The 23,503-nt window shown below is 41.6% G+C and carries 21 protein-coding genes; 7 read left to right on the top strand and 14 right to left on the bottom strand.

Annotated features, from left to right (window positions below):
- Positions 1–4: 4 nt before the first annotated feature.
- From rlmH to leuS, 6 genes are all read right to left on the bottom strand, one after another.
- On the bottom strand, positions 5–475 hold the full coding sequence (rlmH, locus tag N477_RS07140) for a 23S rRNA (pseudouridine(1915)-N(3))-methyltransferase RlmH (RefSeq protein WP_063361820.1): 471 nt from the start codon (positions 473–475) through the stop codon (positions 5–7).
- A gap of 1 nt (position 476) precedes the next feature.
- Complete coding sequence (rsfS, locus tag N477_RS07135) at positions 477–794, bottom strand: ribosome silencing factor (RefSeq protein ID WP_063361819.1); 318 nt, start codon at positions 792–794, stop codon at positions 477–479.
- Between the two features lie 87 nt (positions 795–881).
- Positions 882–1,511: a nicotinate-nucleotide adenylyltransferase gene (gene nadD / locus N477_RS07130; RefSeq protein ID WP_063361818.1), complete on the bottom strand. Its 630-nt coding sequence runs from the start codon at positions 1,509–1,511 to the stop codon at positions 882–884.
- Complete coding sequence (holA, locus tag N477_RS07125) at positions 1,511–2,569, bottom strand: DNA polymerase III subunit delta (RefSeq protein WP_063361817.1); 1,059 nt, start codon at positions 2,567–2,569, stop codon at positions 1,511–1,513. Before holA ends, nadD begins: the two co-directional genes overlap by 1 nt.
- Positions 2,569–3,129 carry an LPS assembly lipoprotein LptE gene (lptE, locus tag N477_RS07120; protein ID WP_063361816.1) on the bottom strand — a complete coding sequence of 187 codons (561 nt, stop codon included), beginning with the start codon at positions 3,127–3,129 and terminating at the stop codon, positions 2,569–2,571. The genes holA and lptE overlap by 1 nt, the downstream gene beginning before the upstream one ends.
- Positions 3,129–5,717, bottom strand: a complete 2,589-nt coding sequence (gene leuS / locus N477_RS07115; RefSeq protein WP_063361815.1) for a leucine--tRNA ligase — start codon at positions 5,715–5,717, stop codon at positions 3,129–3,131. The genes lptE and leuS overlap by 1 nt, the downstream gene beginning before the upstream one ends.
- A 343-nt stretch (positions 5,718–6,060) precedes the next feature.
- Between leuS and N477_RS07110 the strand changes: the two genes are divergently transcribed.
- From N477_RS07110 to N477_RS07095, 4 genes are all read left to right on the top strand, one after another.
- Positions 6,061–6,519: a zinc ribbon-containing protein gene (locus N477_RS07110; protein ID WP_063361814.1), complete on the top strand. Its 459-nt coding sequence runs from the start codon at positions 6,061–6,063 to the stop codon at positions 6,517–6,519.
- A gap of 46 nt (positions 6,520–6,565) precedes the next feature.
- Positions 6,566–8,977 carry a Lon protease family protein gene (locus N477_RS07105; RefSeq protein WP_063361813.1) on the top strand — a complete coding sequence of 804 codons (2,412 nt, stop codon included), beginning with the start codon at positions 6,566–6,568 and terminating at the stop codon, positions 8,975–8,977.
- 8 nt (positions 8,978–8,985) lie between these two features.
- Complete coding sequence (locus N477_RS07100) at positions 8,986–9,465, top strand: FKBP-type peptidyl-prolyl cis-trans isomerase (protein WP_063361812.1); 480 nt, start codon at positions 8,986–8,988, stop codon at positions 9,463–9,465.
- Between the two features lie 66 nt (positions 9,466–9,531).
- A complete protein-coding gene (locus tag N477_RS07095; protein WP_155731834.1) occupies positions 9,532–9,897 on the top strand; it encodes a hypothetical protein in 366 nt (121 codons plus the stop codon).
- A gap of 34 nt (positions 9,898–9,931) precedes the next feature.
- On the opposite strand, the gene N477_RS07090 is transcribed toward N477_RS07095, so the two are convergent.
- A complete protein-coding gene (locus tag N477_RS07090) occupies positions 9,932–10,555 on the bottom strand; it encodes a TIGR04211 family SH3 domain-containing protein (RefSeq protein ID WP_063361810.1) in 624 nt (207 codons plus the stop codon).
- 328 nt (positions 10,556–10,883) lie between these two features.
- Between N477_RS07090 and N477_RS07085 the strand changes: the two genes are divergently transcribed.
- On the top strand, positions 10,884–12,401 hold the full coding sequence (locus tag N477_RS07085; protein WP_063361809.1) for a CYTH and CHAD domain-containing protein: 1,518 nt from the start codon (positions 10,884–10,886) through the stop codon (positions 12,399–12,401).
- 267 nt (positions 12,402–12,668) lie between these two features.
- Positions 12,669–13,514, top strand: a complete 846-nt coding sequence (locus N477_RS07080; protein ID WP_063361808.1) for an HDOD domain-containing protein — start codon at positions 12,669–12,671, stop codon at positions 13,512–13,514.
- A 43-nt stretch (positions 13,515–13,557) separates the two neighbouring features.
- Here N477_RS07080 and metK read toward each other — a convergent pair whose 3' ends face one another.
- Positions 13,558–14,709 (bottom strand): methionine adenosyltransferase, encoded by a 1,152-nt coding sequence (gene metK, locus N477_RS07075; RefSeq protein WP_063361903.1) that lies wholly within the window; start codon positions 14,707–14,709, stop codon positions 13,558–13,560.
- A 262-nt stretch (positions 14,710–14,971) separates the two neighbouring features.
- On the opposite strand from metK, the gene tkt reads away from it, so the two are divergent.
- Entirely contained in the window at positions 14,972–16,963 is a 1,992-nt protein-coding gene (tkt, locus tag N477_RS07070) for a transketolase (protein WP_063361807.1), read from the top strand.
- A 125-nt stretch (positions 16,964–17,088) separates the two neighbouring features.
- Here the strand turns inward: tkt and N477_RS07065 are convergent, their stop codons facing one another.
- From N477_RS07065 to surA, 6 genes are all read right to left on the bottom strand, one after another.
- Positions 17,089–19,104 (bottom strand): methyl-accepting chemotaxis protein, encoded by a 2,016-nt coding sequence (locus tag N477_RS07065; RefSeq protein ID WP_063361806.1) that lies wholly within the window; start codon positions 19,102–19,104, stop codon positions 17,089–17,091.
- 115 nt (positions 19,105–19,219) lie between these two features.
- Complete coding sequence (locus N477_RS07060) at positions 19,220–20,020, bottom strand: symmetrical bis(5'-nucleosyl)-tetraphosphatase (RefSeq protein WP_063361805.1); 801 nt, start codon at positions 20,018–20,020, stop codon at positions 19,220–19,222.
- A 2-nt stretch (positions 20,021–20,022) separates the two neighbouring features.
- A complete protein-coding gene (gene apaG / locus N477_RS07055) occupies positions 20,023–20,412 on the bottom strand; it encodes a Co2+/Mg2+ efflux protein ApaG (protein WP_063361804.1) in 390 nt (129 codons plus the stop codon).
- Complete coding sequence (gene rsmA / locus N477_RS07050; protein ID WP_063361803.1) at positions 20,396–21,202, bottom strand: 16S rRNA (adenine(1518)-N(6)/adenine(1519)-N(6))-dimethyltransferase RsmA; 807 nt, start codon at positions 21,200–21,202, stop codon at positions 20,396–20,398. The genes apaG and rsmA overlap by 17 nt, the downstream gene beginning before the upstream one ends.
- Positions 21,199–22,191 carry a 4-hydroxythreonine-4-phosphate dehydrogenase PdxA gene (pdxA, locus tag N477_RS07045; protein ID WP_063361802.1) on the bottom strand — a complete coding sequence of 331 codons (993 nt, stop codon included), beginning with the start codon at positions 22,189–22,191 and terminating at the stop codon, positions 21,199–21,201. Before pdxA ends, rsmA begins: the two co-directional genes overlap by 4 nt.
- 12 nt (positions 22,192–22,203) lie before the next feature.
- Positions 22,204–23,496: a peptidylprolyl isomerase SurA gene (gene surA / locus N477_RS07040; RefSeq protein WP_063361801.1), complete on the bottom strand. Its 1,293-nt coding sequence runs from the start codon at positions 23,494–23,496 to the stop codon at positions 22,204–22,206.
- Positions 23,497–23,503 lie beyond the last annotated feature (7 nt).

Raw genomic sequence — 23,503 nt, 5'->3', positions numbered from 1 at the left:
ATACTTATTCTCTGTGATAAGGGTGGTTGTTGTTTAAGCTCCAGCCACGATAGAGGCTTTCAGCTACGACAATTCTAACCAGCGGATGTGGCAGAGTAAGGTTGGAGAGTGACCACTTTTGCTCTGATGCTGCAATACACTCTGGTGCCAGTCCTTCAGGTCCACCAATCAGTAAACTGACATCACGGCCATCCAGCTGCCATTTTTCCATGTTGTTTGCTAATTGATGTGTATCCCAAGGTTTGCCAGTAACTTCTAGGGTAACGATCCGATTTCCCTTTGGGATTGCTGCGAGGGTTTTTTCACCCTCTTGTTGCAAGATCCGTTTGATGTCAGCGTTTTTACCGCGTTTACCCGCAGTAATTTCAATCAGCTCTAGTGGCATGTCTTTGGGGAAACGGCGTTGATATTCCTTGAACCCCGTTTCAACCCATGCAGGCATTTTTGTACCAACAGCGATTAACTGAATTTTCACTCTAGCCCCAAAGCTTTTCTAAGTCGTAAAAATCACGCGTTTGGTCTTGCATAACGTGTACAACAACATCACCTAGGTCGACAAGCACCCATTCACCACTGTCTTGCCCTTCGTGACCAAGTGGAGTTTCACCTGCGTGACGCGCCTCTTTTGCGACGTGTTCAGCAATAGATTGAACATGACGTTTTGAGTTGCCAGAACAAATGACCAAATAATCTGTGATGGAAGATGTTTCTCGCACATCTAGCTTTACAATATCACGGGCTTTCATATCGTCGACTTTATCAAGCGCAAAGTCTAATAGTTGTTTTGAATCCAAATCAGGGTCTCTTTACAAAATACACTTCAAATAAGGGCGCAATTCTAACATGATTTCCAACAGAATTCCCAAGTGGATCAGCGGCGATTAATGCGCGTACAACCCATTCTTATTAATATAAGTTATGACTTTCGGTGACAGCCAAGGTTCAATGGATTTACCAGATTTTATTGCTAAGCGTATTTCACTAGATGCCGCAGAAAATGTTTGACCAGTTAAAAAATAACACTTACCAGCTGTAGCTTGGTGCAAAGATGCAGGAGCGGATACTTGTGCCTTTGCTAAATATGATGCCAATTGTTCACAAGGCGCATATGTATCCCCAGGTCTTGCGTAAACAACAATATGGCAAAGCTGGGTGATTGCTTGCCATTGATACCAGGTATGTAAGCTGTTGAATGAGTCCATGCCCATTAAAAAGGCAATAGGGGTATTTGGGTGCTCATTTCTTAGTTCTTGCAGTGTTAAAACTGTATATGAAGGCTCTGTTCTAACAATTTCTCTGGTATCAATAGTGAACTTTGGCTCAGTGTCTGTAGCCAGTTTTAACATGGCTAGACGATGCTCTGTGGTGATGCTTGGCCCTTGTTTATGAACGGGCGTTGCATTAGGTATAAAGGACAAAGTGCTTAAAGAAAGTTCTTTCAAGCACTGCTCTGCCATATTGATATGGCCTAAATGAATAGGATCAAAGGTACCACCAAATAGTGCTATCATTAATTTGCAGCTCCAATTTGCTTGCTCTCATCAGAAAATGGCATTGGGAAGTTAACAGGTTGACAAAAACTCAACGCAATATGTGCCAAACCTTGATAGGGTGCACTGAGCAAGTTACTTTTATATGCAGAATCAAATTGTGCCAGTAAGCCAATGATGGTCTCTAGCTGGGTTATTGGTAATCTATCCAGCGCCTGTTGCGTTGATGCTTGCTGATTTTTCCAAATATTATACTGCTTAAATAGTTGATTAACTGGCTGACCTTCGACTAACGCGCGTTTAATATTTAGAAGCGTTTGTGTTTGATTTTGGATGGTCCATGCAACGCTGGTTGGCTCGACATTATCTTTGGCTAACTTGTTCAGTATTTTAATAATGTATTTTGCATTACCTTTGAGTAAGCCATCATTTAAGTCAAAAATATCAAATTTAGCTTGGTTTAACAGCCCGTTCATTAACTGCTGTTGGTCGATAAGTGCATCTTTATGAAGCAAAGACAGTTTTTCTAGTTCTTGAGAAGTTGCGAGCAAGTTCCCTTCGGTTGCCAGCAGAAGACTGCGTTTGGCATCGCTTTTTAGGTTCACTTTTAATCGCTTACATTCTTCATCTAGCCATTTCTCTAAATGGTAGCCAGTTAATGCATAACAAGGGACAAATAAGCCTTTTTTATCGAGCGCTTTAAACCATGCGGAACGCTGAATATCTTGGCTGGCTTTTGCGCCCTTTAAGATGAGGATAACATCTGGATTGATACTCGCAGCAAGTTCTTTGAGTATGTTCACGCCTTGCGTTGGCGGCTTTTGTTGGTTTAGGTCGAGTTCAATGATCGTTCGAGCACTGAACAAAGACATACTATTGTATTGTGCGATTAACTCTTGCCAGTCAAAGCCTGGCAGCAGGGCAAACTTAATTACCTCGTCAAACCCTTGTTTTTTAGCCGCTTGACGAATGTTGATTACACAGTTATTTTCTTGGAATGGCTCCTCGCCAAATACCAGATAGAATGGATGCAGGTCTTTACTTAATTGACCTGCTAATTGATTTGCATAACAGCGCATTAGAGTTGTGATAGTTCTCGAATAATTCGTTTGGTGGCAAGCTTGCGCATTTCACCAAGAATAATTTCTAATTCTTTTGATTTAGCAAGTGAGTTAGTAGGATCATCTTGATAATTACGATATAACTCAAAGCTTTGTTCAATAGGGTCTTGATCAGGGCGTACGAGACGATATGACACTTTATAGGCAAGTTCATACTGAGCAACCTGGCCATTTGGAAACAGACTTAATGTTTGTCTATTTAGCTCATCTTGATATAAGTGCAGCTCGGCGGTGTACTTTGTGTTCTGATGTTCAATTTGGTCGTTAATTTTTACTTGTGAACGTTGTAACTCGTACTTTAGCTGCTCGAATAATGCTGATTTCTGATCATCTCCAGTGAGGTGCAACATTCTTAAATCTTCTGGGATATAAGATGCTTGCTTGAGGTGAAAACCACAGCCTGAGACAGCAAAACAGACCAGCAAAATTGCCAGTCCGTTTTTAATGTCTGCAAGCGAGCGAACAGCGGAGCCAATTTGGCCCGCTGTTGAAATGACTTGCTGAACAAAGCCAATCATTAGTTTGCAACCACATTGAGTAGTTTGCCAGGTACATAAATTACTTTACGGATGGTTTTGCCGTCAGTGAATTTAGTTACGTTTTCTTCGGCAAATGCAATCGCTTCTACTTGCTCCTGAGTTGCATCAGCTGCGACAGTGAGCTTTGCACGAAGCTTGCCGTTAACTTGAACAACGATAAGCTTTTCATCTTCAACTAAAGCACTTTCATCGACAACAGGCCAAGACGCATCTAATACATCACCTTCATGGCCTAGTTGTAGCCATAACTCGTGACACATATGTGGCGTGATAGGCGCCAACATAATGATAATTGCATTGAGCGCTTCATTTGCAAGCGCGATATCTTGTTCGTTTTCAAGTGGCGCTTTAAGCAGTTTGTTTGATAGTTCCATGATTGCAGCAATTGCTGTATTGAACGTTTGGCGACGCTCAACATCATCAGAAACTTTAGCAATGGCTTTATGTATTTCACGACGCAGTGCTTTTTGGTTGCTAGAAAGTTTGCTTAAGTCAAGGTCTGCTTGGCCAGCATTTTTCACATCAACTGCATATTTCCATACACGACGAAGGAATCGCTGTGCACCCTCAACGCCAGAATCAGACCATTCAAGCGTTTGCTCAGGCGGCGCTGTAAACATCATAAATAAGCGAACAGTATCTGCACCGTATTGTTTAATTACAGTTTGTGGGTCAATACCATTGTTCTTAGACTTAGACATCTTACCCATGCCCGCAGACATAACAGGCTCGCCATCGTCTTTGTGCCATGCTTTGATGATACGGCCTTTATCGTCTTTTTCAGTTTCCACATCAAGTGGAGAAATCCAGATATCACCACCTTTTTCGTCTTTGCGGTAATAAGTATCAGCCAGCACCATGCCTTGACATAGTAGACGCTCAAACGGCTCGTCAGAATTAACTAATCCGAAATCTCTTAGTAGCTTGTGGAAGAAGCGAGAGTAAAGTAGGTGCAATATCGCGTGCTCAATACCACCGATATACTGGTTAACAGGCAACCAGTAATTAGCAGCGCCTGGCTCTAGCATACCTTCATCATAACGAGGGCTACAATAACGCGCATAGTACCAAGAAGACTCCATAAAGGTGTCAAATGTATCTGTTTCATGGAATACTTGCTCACCATTCACAGTTGCTTTTGCCCACTCAGGATCTGCTTTGATCGGTGACGTTACACCATCCATCACTACATCTTCAGGTAGGCGAACTGGCAGCATATCTTCAGTTGCAGCAAGTTCAGAACCATCTTCTTTATTTAGCATTGGGATTGGAGAACCCCAATAACGTTGACGGCTTACACCCCAATCACGAAGACGGAAGTTTACTTTGCGCTTACCTGCATTTTGAGCTTCAAGCTTATCTGCAATTGCATTGAAAGCCTCGTCAAAGTCAAGACCATCAAACTCACCAGAGTTGATAAGCACGCCTTTTTCAGTGAATGCTTCTTTGGCTAAATCAGCTGACTGTTCAGCGTCTGCAGCAGGGCTGATGACTTGCTTGATTTCAAGGCCATAAGCGGTCGCAAATTCATAGTCGCGTTGATCATGACCAGGTACAGCCATTACCGCGCCAGAGCCGTAATCCATCAATACAAAGTTGGCAATCCAGATTGGTACTTCTTTGCCTGTTAATGGGTGAATAGCAGTAAAGCCTGTCGCGATGCCTTTTTTGTCCATTGTTGCTAAATCGGCTTCAGCCACTTTGGTATTTTTGCATTCATCAACAAATGCAGCAACAGCTTCATTATTTTGTGCAGCTTCCAAAGCAATTGGGTGACCTGCCGCAACAGCAACATAGGTTACACCCATGAATGTATCAGGACGAGTTGTGTATACGGTGAAGCTTTCGTTGTTGTCAGCGCGTTTGAAATCGATCTCTAAACCTTCAGAGCGGCCAATCCAGTTGCGCTGCATGGTTTTTACTTGCTCTGGCCAGTGATCTAGTTTGTCTAAATCATCTAATAGCTCTTGTGCATAATCAGTAATTTTAATAAACCACTGAGGAATTTCTTTTTGTTCAACGAGTGCACCTGAACGCCAACCGCGACCATCAATAACCTGTTCGTTTGCAAGTACTGTTTGATCAACGGGATCCCAGTTCACTGTAGACATTTTTTTGTATACTAAGCCTTTTTCGTAAAGCTTAGTGAAGAACCATTGCTCCCACTTGTAGTATTCTGGGTGGCATGTCGCAATCTCACGATCCCAATCGTAGCCAAAGCCTAATTGCTTTAACTGGCCACGCATGTAATCGATATTTTCGTAGGTCCATTTTGCTGGTGCTGTATTATTTTTAATTGCCGCATTTTCTGCAGGTAGGCCGAATGCATCCCAACCCATTGGCTGCATGACATTTTTGCCTTGCAAGCGCTGGAAGCGTGACACAACATCACCGATCGTATAGTTACGGACATGGCCCATGTGGAGTTTACCACTTGGGTAAGGGAACATAGATAAGCAGTAGTATTTTTCTTTGCTTTCGTCTTCGACTACTTTAAATGTTTTGTTTTCTTCCCAATAGGATTGAACCTTGGGTTCGATTTCTTGTGGGTTGTATTGCTCTTGCATTGACGTTTCCAGACTTCTTGCAAACTGATTGTAAAATTGGTCAATAGCATACCCGAAAACTAAGCTTGATCACAGCGTCGGATAAGCATTTTCAGCCGATTAATTCGATTTTAGTGGATTTCGATTATTTTCGCTGTGTGCATGTTAAGAAGTAACTTGATGCAGGCTCAATGGCCCTTTCTCAAAGGTGCTCTATACTTGATTTATATATGCAAAACTATCCAACATTGGTTGTGATGACTTCACAAGTCAATTGCTTCAACAGCTTATTAGCATGATATTCGGATTTTTATCGGAGTAGCGTAGACAATTAATTGTGAAGTGTCGTTGAGTAGGGGGCGGCATGGCGGATTATCAACAATGGCTAAGTGACTTTTCTAAATGGTGTAAAGATGTAAAAGAACATGAGCTTAAAAAGTTGATGGATGACTTTTTACAAGAAGAGGAAAAGTGGCGGCAGTTTGGGAAAAACAAGTTAAGTGATTATCGGCACTATTTTAAACGTGACTTACACCATGTTTCTGAGTTTCAAGACCATTATGAAGGCGTGGCGTGGGAAGAGTTCAAAGAGTCAATTTTATATGAGTTGGCTTATTTAGAAGATAGGACGCAGCTTGAGTGGCATGCACTGATGAATGATTTTGCTCATGATGGTATTTATAAAGAGGGGGAATGGATAGCTTTGGGGCAATTAGTGTGTAAGAATTGCGGCAATAAAATCGATGTTTATCACTCTATTGAAATAAAAGCGTGCAGCGAATGTGGACATGATACGTTTTCAAGAAAAGCGCTCACGCCTTAGCCAAAGTGCTTTGATTTTACTAAGGTGAACAATAAAGAAATCAGGAATGACTAAAACAAATAAGCCACTGAGTTCGGAGCAATTAACTCCGACAGTCTCTTTGCAGCATATACGTTCATGTATGCAAAACCCCTATCCAGAGTCTTTACCTTTTATTGGCCAGCAACGCGCGCAGAGCGCGCTTGACTTTGCGCTTGGTATGGAGCTACCCGGTTATAATGTTTTTGTCATGGGTGAAGCGGCCACAGGGCGCTTTACCATGGTCAAAGACAAACTGGAGGCGCACAGTAAAACTCGCCCGACGCCCAAAGAGTGGCTTTACGTAAATAATTACGACGATCACCGTGAGCCGATAACAATGTTTATGCAGCCTGGCGAGAGTCGGCAGCTCGCTGATGATGTTGATGCATTTTTAGATGAAGTGATTGATACGTTCCCCGCAGCTTTTGATAACCCTGGTTATCAGCGCAAGAAAAAGTCAATCGATAGAGATTTTGATAATAAATATAATGCAGCACTCACAGCCGTTGAGCAGTTAGCTATACAAAAAAGCGTTGTAATGCTTGAAGAAAATGGTGCTGTGAGCTTTGTTCCTGTGGTGAATGGCAAGCAGCTCGATGATAATGAATTTGCCGCTTTGAGTGAACAGGCGCAGACACAGTTTTACGATGCGATTGACGAGTTAGAAGATGGGTTAATTGAGGCATTAATTGAACTTCCTAGATGGAAAAGAGAGTCTTCTGAAAAGCTTAGAAAGTTAAAAAAAACCACGATTGAACTGGCAACGAAACCTCTGTTAAAGGCACTTGAACATAAATATGCTAGCCACATAGGTGTTATTCGGTATTTAAAAGATTTGCGTGTTGAAATAGTTGAGGCTGTTTTAGATTGGTTGGATGATGATTCCGCTGGTACGGACGAGCAAAAAGATGATTTTGATGCTAAAGGTATGCTCACAGACTTTTTTGCGCCGAATATATTAATCGAATACAAAGAAGGTGCACCAGCGCCGGTTGTTTATGAGCCGAATCCGACATTCGGTAATATTTTTGGCAAAATAGAGTATGAAAGCGCTCAAGGGTCCTTAATTACGAGTTATCGCTCTATTCAAGCTGGGGCTTTGCATCGAGCAAATGGCGGTTACTTAATTATGGATGCGGAGAAAGTTCTATCATCGCCACAAGTATGGGATGGGTTGAAGCTCTCTTTGAAAACACATCAGATAAAAAATGACTTACCATTTCAAGATAGCTCCGTTGGCAGTAGCTTTACACTGAAGCCACAGTTAATTCCGATGGATGTGAAAATCATTTTGCTTGGCTCCAGAGATCTTTATTACACCATAAGTGAGTATGATGAAGAATTTGGGGAGCTATTTAGAGTGCTTGCTGACTTTGATTATTACTTGCCGTCAAGCGATCGGTTGCAATATCAGTTTGTCAGCAAAGTACAAGAATATTGTGAGCAAACTCTGAACTGTAACTTATCAGCCGAAGCGTTGATTAGATTGCTAAAGTTCAGCTACCGTCAAGCTGAGCATAGAAGCAAATTATCTGCGCGTTTTGCGGATGTGTTAGAGCTCGTAGCAGAAGCCAGTTACTATGCAAGGCAGGACAATACGGACGTTATTGACGAGCATCATATCAATGAAGCATTAGTTGGAAAGCAATACCGTACGGGGCAGCTGAGCGAAAATATGCTGAGCGATATTGAAGAGGGCCATACCTTGATTGCCACACAGGGCGAGGCGGTTGGCAAGGTCAATGGTTTGACCGTACTCCATATTGGCGATACAGCTTTTGGTACCCCAGCGAGGATCACTGCGACAGTTTATGCAGGCTCTGATGGCGTCATTGATGTTGAGCGAGAAGCCGAGTTGGGTAAATCAATTCACTCTAAAGGTGTTATGTTGCTTACTGGCTATTTAGGGAATAAATACGCGCAGCGATTCAGTTTAACTTTAAGTGCAAATATTGCGATTGAACAAAGTTATGGCTACATCGATGGTGATAGTGCGTCTTTGGCGGAATTATGTGGCTTGATTTCTGCGATCACGCAACTCCCAATAGATCAATCTTTGGCTTTGACGGGATCTATTAACCAGCATGGTGAAGTACAAGCTGTTGGTGGCGTGAACGAAAAAGTAGAAGGCTTTTTTAAGCTATGCAAAATGCGAGGCTTAAACGGAAGTCAGGGGGTGATAGTACCTCATTCTAATTTGATTAATTTGGTTCTAGAGGATGAAGTTGTAGAAGCTATAGAGCGTAAAAAATTTCATTTATTTGCAGTTAAAAGTGTTGATGAGGCACTCGAGATTTTGATGGGAGAGGAAGCAGGACAATTAATTGATGGCTTGTACCCTCAAGGTACAATCAATCAGTTGGCGTTAGAAAGGCTTGAGCAAATAGCACAAGTTGTAAATGGTGATGATAAAGAGTCACCTGAAGACAGTGAATAGGAGTAGTTATGTCTTTAACAAGTATTGCAGTTGCTGTTTTCGTGCTTGGGTTGGCATGGTTTATTTATAGTGGAAACCAAAAACAAAAACAAATTGCAGAAATTAACCGACAAGATGCGCAAGCTTTCTTAAAAGAAAATACTGAAAAAGCAGGTGTCATTACCACTGATAGTGGTTTGCAATATGAAGTGATCGAAAAAGGGGAAGGGGATGTTTCCCCCACAATGAACGATAGTGTACGTGTGCATTATCATGGCACATTGCTAAATGGCACTGTGTTCGACAGCTCAATTGAGCGCGGAAAATCGATAACCTTCACTCCCAAGCAGGTCATTGAAGGCTGGAAAGAAGCGCTTCAGCTGATGGTTGTGGGTGATAAATTTAGGCTCTACATTCATCCAGACTTGGGGTATGGGAATAAATCTGCCGGTAAAATTGGCGCTGGATCGTTACTTATCTTTGACGTAGAACTTATTGCCATAAATTAAGTTTAAGATATGGAATGTTTTAGTTTTGTTAATTTATACTTGCAATTTGCTTAATTTGTTATTTTAATGGGAACAGGTATCGTCATGGCAAGGAGGTGGTACTTGACATATCTGTTTTTGATTTTAGCCAATTTTGCAGTGGCTTTGATTTGTAGGAAGGTAAGCAGCCATAAATTAAGTATAATAGAGGGCTACTTTTCTTCTGCTTATCCCAGCTTCTATAAGCGACTTTCGCTTGATAAATTTGACATTGGTAGAAAATACTCGTTTGTTTATAACTTAGCTGAGTTTTCATCGGCGGGCGAATTACAAAATCTAAACGATGCAAAGTTAAAAGAACATGTTTTTGAGTTGTATTTGGCCGACATAGGTGTGATCTTTTTCTCTGTTGGTTCGGCGCTTTTTTTATCAATTATGGTTTTAGGTAAATAATAAAACCCACTTTGGCTACCAAAGTGGGTTTTTCTTAGCTCCAGCCATCATACCTTTTTCGTCTGGATAAAAACAAAGTCAAAATCACGCCTAATATTAAGCCCGATAACGCAATTCCCCCACCATACGAAAGCAGTTTATGTTGTTCTTGTTCTACTTTGTTTTGATTTGATTTGATTTGCTGTTGTAATTGTGTATTGAGATCTTTTATGGTGTTTTGTAACTCAATATTTTGAGTTTCTAATAATGCATAGTCATTTTGTAAAGTAGGCACTGACTCTTCTAAACTATCAAGCTGTTGCTGTGCGCTCGCTAAAGAAGCATTTAAGTCTATCACTTGCTGTCGAAGTCCAGCTTCAGCAGTCACAAATTTTGATTCAACCCAACCACTTCTGTTTTTATTATCAATAATCCTGACAAAATTGTTTTCCTGCTCATTGGTTATCTGAATAGAGGCACCTGCCTCTACAGAGCCAAGAATACGGTAATTTTTTCCAGGGCCGGAGTGTAAAAACAGGTAGAGGTTATCAACGATAAAGCCGTTAGGTGTTATCTGTTGTGCCGCTTGTTCGGTGTTGCTTGTACTATCGTCATCTTGCGCACTGAGCGTAAGGGGCGATAAAACAAGCAGAAGTGGCAATGCGAGGTACTTTATCATTCGCGAGCCCTTATTTTTTAAGGTTTATATGAATTTATGAAAATAGTATGGCTTTAAAAAGCGCTTGGCAAGGGCTTAAAGCTTAATCGTCATTTTTTATTTCAAATCAAGCAGTAAAATGAATTCGATCTGAACATGGCTCATTTAGATCTTGCGAAATAATGCCTTCACTAGGGTTGTAAGTAAATGGAGTGGTATTATTTAAGGTACTTGACAAGATACGGTGATTTATCTTCATTTCTCCATTGTTTATGGTAAAAAGATTGCAAAAATAGGTGTCATTGTATATTTTGATCTTTCTCATATTATATAGGTAACCTACCCCCTGATGGACACTGAAATAGAACTGAAGTTTTTGGTTTCAGATAATGAAGTTCCGCTTATCCCAGCATTGATCACACAATTTGCGAAGCGGGTGAATAACAAACCGGCTAAAAATTTAGAAAATGCATATTATGATACGCCGAGTAGAGAGTTAAGGGCTTTAGATATTGGGCTTCGCACACGTTGCCAAAACGACGACTGCGAGCAGACAATCAAGCTCTCTGGTGAAGTGTTAGGGGGTCTTCATCAACGCCCAGAATATAACTTACCATTAAAAACAAGAAAACCAGATATCTTTGCTTTCGATTCGAATATTTGGCCCATGGGCATGCAACTTGAGTCAATCGCTGAAAACTTATTTCCAATATTTAGCACGAACTTTATTAGAAGAACTTGGCTGATAGAGACTGAATCAGGCAGTTTAATTGAAGTGGTCTTAGATAAAGGTGAAGTATCTGCCAGTGGAAAGTCTGAGGCGATTTCTGAGCTGGAGATAGAGCTTGTTGAAGGAGATCGTGTTGATTTATTTTTATTGGCAGAGCAACTCGTTGCACAAATTGGGGTAAGACTAGGTTACTACTCTAAAGCCGCCAGAGGGTATCGTTTAGCTGACGACAAACCATTGAAAGCTAATAAAGAAATTGGATTTGTACCATTATCTAGTGATATGAATCAAGAGCAGGCGTTTATAAAAACAATTAACTATGCAATTGCACTGGTTCAAAAACATGAGCAATGTTATGTTAATGAGCCAAGTTTAAAAACGCTTAAACGCATCATTGATGGTGTGCGTTTAATTAAGCATGCTTTTTGGTTATTCGAAGAGTTTGTCGCACGAGAAACCACGGACAGCTTACGTAAAGAACTAAAGTGGTTGTTAGGAGAGCTTGATTGGGTAGAGAGCGCCATTTATTTAAAGACTTACACATCTAAACGTCATGCCTACTATAAGCGCATTCACGGTGCGCCGGAGCTGTCTCAGGTGATTGATGACCTGAAAAGCGTACAGCCTACCAAAACGGACTTAGAAGATCTCTTCCACTGCCCACGATATAATAAGCTGTTATTGTCCTTAACTCGCTGGTTAATTGAAAAAAGTTGGCGACAGCAGTGGGATCAAAATGCAATAAAATCAGCGCAGAGCAATGTGCGTTCGATGGCTAAAAAAACGTTTGACTTAGAGTGGAAAAAGCTCAAATCTATGTTTCTTAACAAAAGCTCAATGTCGCTTGAGCAATATGTGCAAACACGCTCAAGTATTGAAGAGATGTTACTCAGCGGTAGTTGTTTAGGTTCGCTATTTGATGAAGAGCTCAGGTTAAGTTTTAGAGCACCTTGGATGGATATTCTCGCAGGTATTTATGAGCTGGAGACGTTGCATTACTTACAGCAGCTTTGTGAAGGGCAAGAAGCGCAACCATTGTCTGATATTTTGGTTTGGTTGCAGCAAAAATCGGATTTTTTAATTAGTGCAATGGATCAGAGCCGAGACGCGTCAATTAGTTGTGAGCCTTATTGGTAAGGTTTGGGTAAAAACTGCTACATTCAGGGTGTTAAAAGCGTCCTGAATGTGATTCTTTAATCCAAAAATACGAGTCATTAAAAAAAATGTAGCACAAAGCACTTTTCTTTCTTCAGCTACTATTTTGTTACCAAGTTCAACAATCAATCACTCGAGCTATGTCACTTAATCAGATCCAAATTGATGACTATTAGAGATTACTAAATAGTCGCGACAGGTCAAAATTCATCTACTACACTAAAATCAAAGCCACCACATAGGTGACCTATGATAGATATTGATGACAAAGTTTTAGCAGATTTGAGATCAGGCTTTAGTTTACCTGCTAAGCCAGAGATCTTACAAAGTCTCCAAGATGAATTAAATAGAGATGAACCTGAATTAAATCGAGTAGCTGGCATTATTACAGAAGATGTCGCTACGTCTGCTGCTGTATTAAAAGTTATCAACTCTCCTGCATATGGCATGTCTAGAACTGTGACAGACATTAAGCAGGCTGTGATGTTTCTGGGGATGAATTGTATTACTCAAGTGGTGACTGGGCATTTGCTAAAAAGTGCATTTGCGCAAGACGACTGTTGCATTTCATTGCAGCGTTTTTGGGATAGTGCATCTGATATTTCCCAAGTTGCTATGCTTATCGGAAAAAAAGTAAACTCGGCAATTCCAATTGAAGATTTGCAGTTGCTCGGCCTGTTCCATGATGCCGGGATCCCAGCAATGGCGATGCGCTTTAAAGATTATAATGATGTGCTTATGCGAGCCGCACAACGTCCAGAACACTCGTTGATAGAGTATGAAGGTCAGCAGTACCCAACAAACCACACGGTTGTAGGATATTATTTAGCAAGCTCTTGGCATTTGCCAAAAAGAGTATGTCAAATTATCTTGCGACATCATGACTCGTCATTTTTTCAAGAGAGTGATTCTAGCGTCGAAAAACAAATCATGGCGACCTTGAAGCTTGCAGAAAACTTTTGTTTTGAAATAAAGCACTTTAGGAGTTGTGCTGATTGGCATGCATTTAAAGATGATGTGATGCTTGCTTTAGATTTGAGCGATGATGACTACACAGATATAAAAGAAGATGTAGAAGAATATCTGATAGGATAGAAAAGGCGCCAAAGGCGCCTTTATAATAATAAGTAATGACTTATTAAAGACCAGCAGCTGCTTTAAGTGCTTCTGCTTTATCTGTTTTTTCCCAAGGGAATTCTTCACGGCCGAAGTGACCATATGCAGCCGTTGGCTGGTAAATTGGACGTTCTAGGTCAAGCATAGTGATAAGGCCATATGGACGAAGGTCGAAGTGTTCACGAACTAGTTCGATTAAACGAGCTTCATCTACTTTGCCAGTGCCAAATGTATCAATGCTGATAGACGTTGGTTCTGCAACACCGATAGCGTATGAAACTTGGATTTCACATTTGTCAGCAAGACCTGCAGCAACGATGTTTTTAGCAACATAACGACCTGCATAAGCTGCTGAGCGATCAACCTTAGATGGATCTTTACCTGAGAAAGCCCCACCGCCGTGTCTAGCCATACCACCGTATGTATCAACGATGATCTTACGACCAGTTAAACCACAGTCGCCCATTGGGCCACCGATGACGAAACGACCAGTTGGGTTGATAAAGAATTTAGTTGCGTCAGTGATCAACTCTTTTGGTAGAGTAGGTTTGATGATGGTTTCCATTACCGCTTCTACTAGATCATCTTGAGACACTGAATCACAGTGTTGAGTAGACAGCACTACTGCATCAATACCGACAGGTTTGCCATTTTCATAGGCAAATGTTACTTGTGACTTAGCGTCTGGACGTAACCAAGGTAAAGTGCCGTCTTTACGCACTTCTGCCTGGCGCTGAACTAAGCGATGTGAATAAGTGATTGGCGCAGGCATTAAAACGTCCGTTTCATTACATGCATAACCGAACATTAGACCCTGGTCGCCAGCACCTTGCTCTTCTGGGCGAGAACGGTCTACACCTTGGTTAATGTCAGGTGACTGCTTACCAATAGTATTCAAAATAGCACATGAATCGGCGTCAAAACCCATGTCTGAATGCGTGTAACCAATTTCACGAACTGTTTTACGAGTAAGCTCTTCGATATCTACCCAAGCGCTTGTGGTTACTTCACCACCAACCATGACCATACCTGTTTTTACATAGGTTTCACACGCTACTCGTGCTTTCGGGTCTTGCTCAAGAATTGCATCTAGTACTGCATCTGAAATTTGATCCGCAATTTTATCCGGATGGCCTTCAGAAACTGACTCTGAAGTAAATAAGTGTTTCGCCATTATTTTATACTCACAAAAAGTGCGCTTCGCGAACATGCGTAAAACAGCGCTGGAAAAATCTAGGGCGTTATTCTAACTAAAACAGGGTTGTATGCATAGTTTTTTTACGCCTAGACGTCTATTTTTATCTACTTGCAATTTAGTCATTAAAAACAATGTGAATTTATCGTTTTTCTTATGATTTTAATTGCAGTGGTAATTTTATTAGGTAAGAATGGGCCTTTAAAAACCACCGTGCAAACACTTAAAGGTAGGAGAATCCATGCCATCTCGCAAAGAACTTGCAAACGCAATTCGCGTTCTATCCATGGACGCTGTACAAAAGGCTAAATCAGGTCACCCAGGGGCACCCATGGGCATGGCAGATATCGCAGAGGTACTTTGGCGCGATTATTTAAAGCACAATCCGAATAATCCAGAGTGGGTAGATAGAGATAGATTTGTATTATCAAATGGCCACGGCTCGATGTTAATTTATTCTTTATTACACTTGAGCGGTTATGAGTTATCGATTGATGATTTGAAAAATTTCCGTCAGATGCACTCTAAAACTCCTGGCCACCCTGAGTATGGGTATGCACCAGGCATTGAAACTACCACGGGCCCTCTAGGGCAAGGCATTACAAATGCTGTTGGTATGGCGATTGCCGAAAAGGCACTGGCGGCACAGTTTAACCGTGACGAATACGATATTGTAAACCACTTTACTTATGCATTCTTAGGTGATGGCTGCCTGATGGAAGGTATCTCTCACGAAGCGTGTTCACTAGCGGGCACTCTAGGGCTAGGCAAGTTAATCGCATTTTGGGATGACAATGGCATTTCAATTGACGGTGAAGTAGAAGGGTGGTTCAGTGATGATACACCTAAGCGCTTTGAATCTTATGGGTGGCATGTCATTCCAGCTGTAGATGGTCATGATAGTGAAGCAATTAAAGAAGCAATTGAAGCTGCGCGAGCTGAAACAGGCAAGCCAACATTGATTTGTTGTAAAACTGTTATTGGTTACGGTTCACCTAACAAATCAGGTAGCCATGACTGTCACGGTGCGCCATTAGGTGATGATGAAATTAAAGCAGCGCGTGAGTTTTTAGGTTGGAAGCATGATGCTTTCGATATCCCTGAAGATGTTTACGCTAAATGGAATGGTGCGGCACACGGCCAACAAATTCAAAGCGAATGGTTGGTTAAATTTACAGAGTACCAGATGCATTATCCAGAGCTTGCTGCTGAGTTTGAGCGTCGTACTAAAGGTGAATTACCTGCTAATTGGACTGAACAAACCGAAGCTTATATTGCTGAGTTACAGGCAAACCCTGCTAACCCTGCCACACGTAAAGCATCGCAAAACGCACTAAATGCATTTGGTCCAATTTTACCAGAGTTTATGGGTGGTTCAGCGGACCTTGCAGGTTCTAACCTAACAATTTGGGAAGGCTCTAAAGGCCTAACTGCGGATGATGCATCAGGCAACTATATTTTCTATGGTGTGCGTGAGTTTGGTATGTCTGCAATCATGAATGGCATTGCCCTACATAAAGGCTTTATTCCTTACGGTGCTACATTCCTAATGTTCATGGAATATGCACGTAATGCCGTGCGTATGGCTGCATTAATGAAGCAACCAAGTATCTTTGTTTATACGCATGATTCAATTGGTCTAGGTGAAGATGGACCGACACACCAACCTGTAGAGCAACTTGCTAATATGCGCTTGACACCTAACTTAGTTAGCTGGCGTCCATGTGATCAGGTTGAGTCAGCAGTATCATGGCAGCAAGCGATTGAGCGTAAAGACGGTCCTACCTCTTTAGTATTTACGCGTCAAGGCCTTGCACAGCAAGCTCGTACTGAAGAACAAGTTGCTGCAATTAAGCGCGGTGGCTATGTGTTAAGTTGTGATACAAACCCTGAGGTTATCCTAATCGCAACTGGCTCAGAAGTTCAATTGGCTGTAGAAGCAGCAGAGCAATTGCGTCAAGAAGGTAAAAAAGTACGTGTTGTTTCAATGCCTTCAACAGATGTATTTGATGCGCAATCTGCAGAGTATAAAGAGTCAGTATTACCTGCATCGATTACTCGTCGAGTTGCAATTGAAGCGGGTATTGAAGATTTCTGGTACAAATATGTTGGCCTGAACGGCGCAATTGTTGGCATGAGCACCTTTGGTGAATCTGCACCAGCTGGTGAACTATTTAAGCATTTTGGCTTTACTGTTGAAAACGTAGTTGCTAAAGCAAACGCTTTGTTCTAATAGCGTTAAAGCAATTAAAAACCGCTCAGTAGGGCGGTTTTTTTGTGCATAAGTTTTACTTTTTATTTTTAAACGATAAGCCCAAATGACAAAAGTGGACTTATCGCATAATCAAGTCAGTCTATTTACACTCTAAACTGTGATACAGATTGACGTAATTCTTCAGCAAGCTTTGCGACTTCTGAGCTCGAAGTAGAGGTTTGATTTGCCCCTTCAGCTGTTTGCTCAGCAATCGTTACGATTGACTCAAGGCGTTCGCTTATCTCTTGAGATACCTGTTGCTGTTCGTTTGCTGCAGTTGCAATTTCTTCACTTACGTCGTGTGCCCTTGAAACCGCATCAGTGATAGAGTTTAGTGCTTCGTTGGCGATATCGCTCTGAGCCACACATGATTCTGCTTGTTGTTGTCCTTTTGACATGGCGGTAACCGCTTCTTCAGCCCCAGCTTGCAGTGATTCAATCATTGATTGGATCTCTTGTGTTGATTCTTGTGTTTTACTTGCCAAAGAACGTACCTCGTCTGCAACTACCGCAAAGCCACGACCTTGCTCACCTGCACGAGCAGCCTCAATCGCAGCATTGAGCGCGAGTAAGTTCGTTTGCTCAGCAATACCGCGAATAACATCCAAGATCCCGCCAATGGCAGAACTATCATGGTGGAGCTTATTGATAACGGTAGAAACCTCTTCCACTTCATGTGCCAGCTGCTCAATCGTTCTCTTGTTGTCATGTGAAATGCCTTTAACGCGCTCAGCTTCTTGATCTGCGTTTTTAATTTCATCAAGTGCTTGATGAGCACTGTTACTCACACCGTGTGCCGTACTGCTCATTTCTGTTGTTGCTGTGGCGGCTTGTTCAACTTGAGATTGTTGGCTCTTAATTGCGTGACTAGACTCTGAAGTAATTGCTGAGGTTTGCTCTGACGCAGCTGCTAATTGCGTTGAGCGTGACACGATACCTGTAATTAACTCTTTTAAGCTGGCGATGAGCGTATTACAGCTTTGTGCGAGTTCTCCAAATTCATCTTTTGCAGAGGCATCAAGGGAGTGTGTCATATCACCTCTGGCAACGATATCTAGTACGCGGTTTACTTCAGCAAGTGGTTTAGTGATGCGGCTAACAGTGAAATAAGCAATACCAATCGCTAGCAGAGTAGCGGCAATCATACCTGTCCAAGTAGCGATGTTGGCAGATGACACATCTTCGGTTACTTCGCTTTGAATTTCAAAGGCTAATTGCTTAGATTGCGCAACAAGCTCACCGAGTTGTTCAAGAGCTTTTTTAGTTGCCTGCTCTGCGCTATTAAGCTCATTTTGTGTATTGATACGGGCGGTGATTAAGCGTTGGCGATTGTTTGCAATACTGTCACTACCCTGAAGTTGCTCTTTGAGCGCTCCATAGTATGAGTCAAGGTCATTGAGCAAGTCTTCATCCAGTTGCGCAACGGTCGAGCGCATTAGTTCAATATTACGATCAATATCCTCAAATACGTAGCTTTGCTCTTTTTTGACGATATCCAAGGTGCTTGACTCATTGATAGTGAGTATATCAGCGCTGCTGGTAGCCAATGAACTAAACGAGTTTTCTAATTTATTAGCGGCTTGATATGCGCGTGAGTTTATCGACTCAAAGCCATCCAGGTCTAAGATATCAACCACAACCGTAGCGGCATCGTCAGCGGCAATTTCTGCTTCCTCTAATTGCGCTATAAGTTGTTTATTCAAACTCATTTCTAGTGATTTGTCGGCAAATAGGGAAGTAACCGATTTAGAGAACGTACCGAAACTTTTAGCGACATCCTGACTGCTTCCGGACAGTGTCGGTTCGTCTTGGACAATCTGGTTCAGAGCAGAATAACTTTGCTCAAAGGTTTTTTGACGTGTATTAAAAGCAGATTTTAAACCACTCAATTCGTCACTGGATTGTGTGTAAAAACTAGCTTGGGCGATTTTACTCATTTGAGTAAATTCAATTTGTAAAGCTGCGCTCCTATCTAGCGCGGGAAGAGAAAGATTGTTGACCAGCTGAGTTGAACTATCGATATTTGCGATCCTGAGCAGCGAGTTCACTCCGATGGACAATAAAAGTAGGGTAATTATTATAAAGCCACCCCAAATACGTTGGCTAACGGTTAAATTCATACAAACATACCATCAAGTTAAAGCAGTACAACCACTTATCGGATTTATTGCGCATTAGTTAAGTATTTTATAGCAGATGTGAATATAAAATTCAGTAAAAACGGATAGGTTTTAATTAATTGCTTGTAATTTGTTCGTTTGTAGACAAATTAAGCAAAGTCATTGGACCACCCCAGACGCATCCTGTGTCTAAAGCAATAACTTGATCTAGGGAGGTTTTTCCCTCTAATGCTGCCCAGTGGCCAAAAATGAAACGAGTTTGGCTTGTTTTAAAGCGTGGATGAGTAAACCAAGGCTGTAATTGCTCACTGTCTTTGAGTGTGCCTTTATTATCAAAATCAAGCAGCCAATTTGGTGTTAGAAAACGCATTCGTGTGAACACATTGACTATGGTATTAAACTTAATTTGTGGATCGTCATCTGGTAAATCAATATTTGAGTTTTTACCATACATGTCTGCTAAAAACTGCGCAGAATTAGCGCTTCGATAACAAGATTGTCCCCATTTTGACAACTTGATTGCTTGCTCAATATCCCAATGAGGATGTATGCCTGCATGTGAAATGAAGCAATCGAACTCTGGCAAATATGTACATAGAGGTTGTGACTGCAAAAAAGTTAAATACTTTGTCAGTGACGTACTCGAAATTAATGCGTCTAGCTTGTCTTTGGGATTGGCTTTTTTGGCATTGAGCACGGTCGACATCAAGTGTAGGTCATGATTACCTAAGGTCACGGTGACTGAGCTTTGTAATGAATATACGTATTGCATACAGGCTAGGGAATCAGGTCCACGTGCAACCAAATCCCCAACCAAGTACAAGTGATCTTTACTTGGGTTAAAGTCTACAAGTGCTAAAAGCTGTTTAAATTGCGTATAGCACCCTTGTAAATCACCAATTACGTAGTGTGCCATTATCAGTGCAATATATCTGGACGATTAAGCCTAAACACTTTAATAGGTGCTTTGAATTCAGAACCAAATTCATTTCGCATCAAGTAGTAGCCTTCCATAGTACCTACAGGAGTGTCTAAAACGGCACCACTGGTATATTGGTAGCTTTCTCCAGGACGAATCGTTGGTTGCTCACCAACAACACCTTCTCCCTCAACCTCTGTTTCTTTGCCATTTGCATCAGTGATTAACCAATAACGGCTTTCAAGCTTTGCACTGCATAGGCTATGGTTCTTGATGGTAATGGTGTAAGCAAAAACGTATTTGTCTTTTTCTGGCTGAGATTGTGCTTCCACATAAAATGTCTCAACCGAGACTTTTATTGGTGTGCCTATTTCACTGTTTGTTGTCATAGATCCAGTTTGCGATTTCAATAAATTGAGAAAGGGAGATATTTTCCGCACGCAGTGACGGGTCAATCCCAAGCTGTGTTATCTCTTCTACTGTAAGTAAATTTGAAAGACTATTTCGCAGAGTTTTACGTCTTTGGTTAAATGCCTCAAGACAAACGGTATTGAGTATTTTTGTGCTTTTTGCACTGCGTTGACCTGCATCTTTAGGGATCAGCCTAACGACTGCAGAGTCAACCTTTGGCGCAGGTTTGAAACAGGTGGGTGGCACTTCAATGACTGGCATAGCATGACAGTAATATTGTGTCATCACACTTAATCTACCGTAGGCTTTGGAACCTGGCCCTGCGACCATTCTATTTACAACTTCTTTTTGGAGCATAAAGTGCATGTGTTCGACATGGTCTGCAAACTCAAAAAGGTGAAATAATAGAGGCGTTGAGACGTTGTATGGCAAATTACCAAATATCTTTAACTTTGCTGTTTCACTAACTAGGCTAGAGAAGTCAAACTTCATTGCATCGCCTTGATGAACATTGAGCTTACTGCCCATTGTTGGGTGAGCAATTAGACGCTCTGCAAGATCTCTATCTAGCTCAACAACCGTCAACTTGCCGCTAAGTTCAACAACTGGCTCAGTGATTGCCCCAAGACCTGGGCCAATTTCAACCAGGTTGTCATTTGGTGTTGGATCTATCGCCGTGACTATCTTATCGATGATGTTGTCATCATTTAAAAAGTTTTGGCCGAATCTTTTGCGGGCGCGGTGGCCCAAATGTACTTTATCTGTCATGAATTCTGTATTTTCTTGCTTGCAAGCTTAATTGCTTCGTGAATTGCCAGTTCAAAACTACCAACTTCAACATCTCCTGATGCTGCCAAGTCAAGGGCTGTGCCATGATCAACGGAAGTTCTGATAAAAGGCAATCCCAAAGTAATATTAACTGAGTTACCAAATCCTTTATATTTTAACACAGGTAATCCTTGATCGTGATACATCGCCAGTACCGCATCTGCATTATCAAGATACTTAGCTTGGAAAAGCGTATCTGCAGGGAGTGGACCAATGAAGTTCTTGCCTTCATTGTTAAGCTTTTCTAACACTGGTGAGATGGTATCGATTTCTTCATTACCTAAATGTCCGCCTTCGCCTGCGTGTGGGTTTAATCCACAAACAAGTATACGCGGGTCCTGTACACCAAACTTAGTTTGTAAGTCATGGTATAAGATATTAGCGACTTTGGTGAGTCGCTCTTGTGTAATTGCTTTAGAAACATACGCGAGCGGAATATGCGTGGTTGCCAGTGCGACTCTTAGACCTGTTGTTGCAAGCATCATGACAACATCGGGTGTATTTGATTGGTGAGCGAAATATTCTGTATGGCCACTGAATGAGATGCCAGCTCGATTGATAATGCCTTTGTGAACAGGGCCTGTCACAACTGCATCAAAGGTACCATCCATATTTTTTTCTGAGGCAATACGCAATGTATCTAAAACATACTGCCCGTTCTGTTCATTTAGCTGCCCAGGAACGACGTCACAGCCTTTATCTACCTGAAGATAATACAGTTGCTTTTCTGCAGCAGGCTTAATGGGTTCTTGAGGGTCAAATGCAATTAACTCAATTTCTAACCCAAGCTCATTTGCTCTTTGTTCTAAGATGGTGCGATCAACAACAGCAACAAGCTGGGCGGGCCAGCATTGTTGTGCTAATTTGATCACCAAGTCAGGGCCAATTCCAGCTGGCTCACCAGGCGTAATTGCTATTCTCAAGCTCATATATGATCTTCTTTATTTGCTATCAAGAACTTCAACGTGAGCTTGCTCTCGCATTTCTCTCATCCATTTGAAGCTTTCTTCTTTGAATTTTCTTCTAAATAATAACTGGTGAGCTCGGTTCATTTTCGCTTGCTCTGTTTTATCAGCTACGCGTTTGTCTAGAAGTTCTACAATATGCCAACCAAATGTACTGCGAAATGGCTCACTTACCTCATTTTGCTCAAGGCCCAGTAGAGTGTCTCTGAAAGCAGGTACGTAAGTTGATGGGTCTGTCCAGTCATATTCACCACCTTTTAACGCAGAGCCAGGATCTTCAGAGTGTTCTTTTGCCAGCTCTGCAAAATCAGCGTTGCCTGCTCTTAAATCTTTAACAAACCCAGCAAGCATATCGCGAGCTTTCTCTTCACTTAAAATGATTGATGGCTTCAACAAAATATGTCGAGAGCGTACTTCAACCGTCTCTACAACTTCTCGGCCACGCACATCTTGGACCTTAACAATATGAAAACCGGCGCCAGAGCGAAGAGGGCCAACTAGTTCATCTTTTTTCTTCCCTTTAATTGCTTCAGCAAATAATGTTGGCATTTCATTGATACCCATCCAACCAAGTTGACCACCATCTAATGCATTTGCACCACCCGATGAAGCGATTGCGATACGCTTAAATTCTTTTCCTTCATTTAAGAATTTAATCACGTTTTCTGCGCGTTCTCTTGCATCTTCGACTTCTTCTGGATTTGCTTTTCCATCAATCTTAATGAGGATATGACCAATATTATATTCTTCACTTTGGCCGCTTTGTTGTTCTAAAATTTTATTTAAGTTATCTATCTCTTGCGGGCTTATATATACTCTTCTATCTACGGCACTACGCTTAACTTGGCTTATTGTGATCTCTTTTCTTATCTCTTCTCGATAAGCTTGAAAGCTATCACCTGCCTCTTCAACAGAGCGACGCAGATCACTGATAGTTCCGCCTTGCTCTTTAGCGATGTTTGCTAGGGTTTGGTCTAGATGAGCATCCGAAATGATCATGCCCATGCGATTAGCAAGTTGCAATACAAGGGTTTCATCGATTAGTTTGTCAGTTGCCTGAATATGCAAAACTTTATCTGACGGTAATTCAGTACCTTGTTGGCTTGCTTGCTCTTTAACTCGATTTACAATCTGATCAACTTCACTTTGAAGTACGACACCATCGTTCACTGTGGCAACGACTTTGTCAATTTGTATACGTTCTGCAAATGCTGGCTGACATAGCGCAACACTTAATACCGGAATGAGTAACAGCTTTTTGAAATTCATAAGAGTC

The sequence above is a fragment of the Pseudoalteromonas luteoviolacea H33-S genome (assembly GCF_001625695.1).
Lineage (GTDB): Bacteria > Pseudomonadota > Gammaproteobacteria > Enterobacterales > Alteromonadaceae > Pseudoalteromonas > Pseudoalteromonas luteoviolacea_B.
Note: the sequence above shows the minus strand (reverse complement) of the source record. Positions and strands in the feature narration are given on the sequence as shown.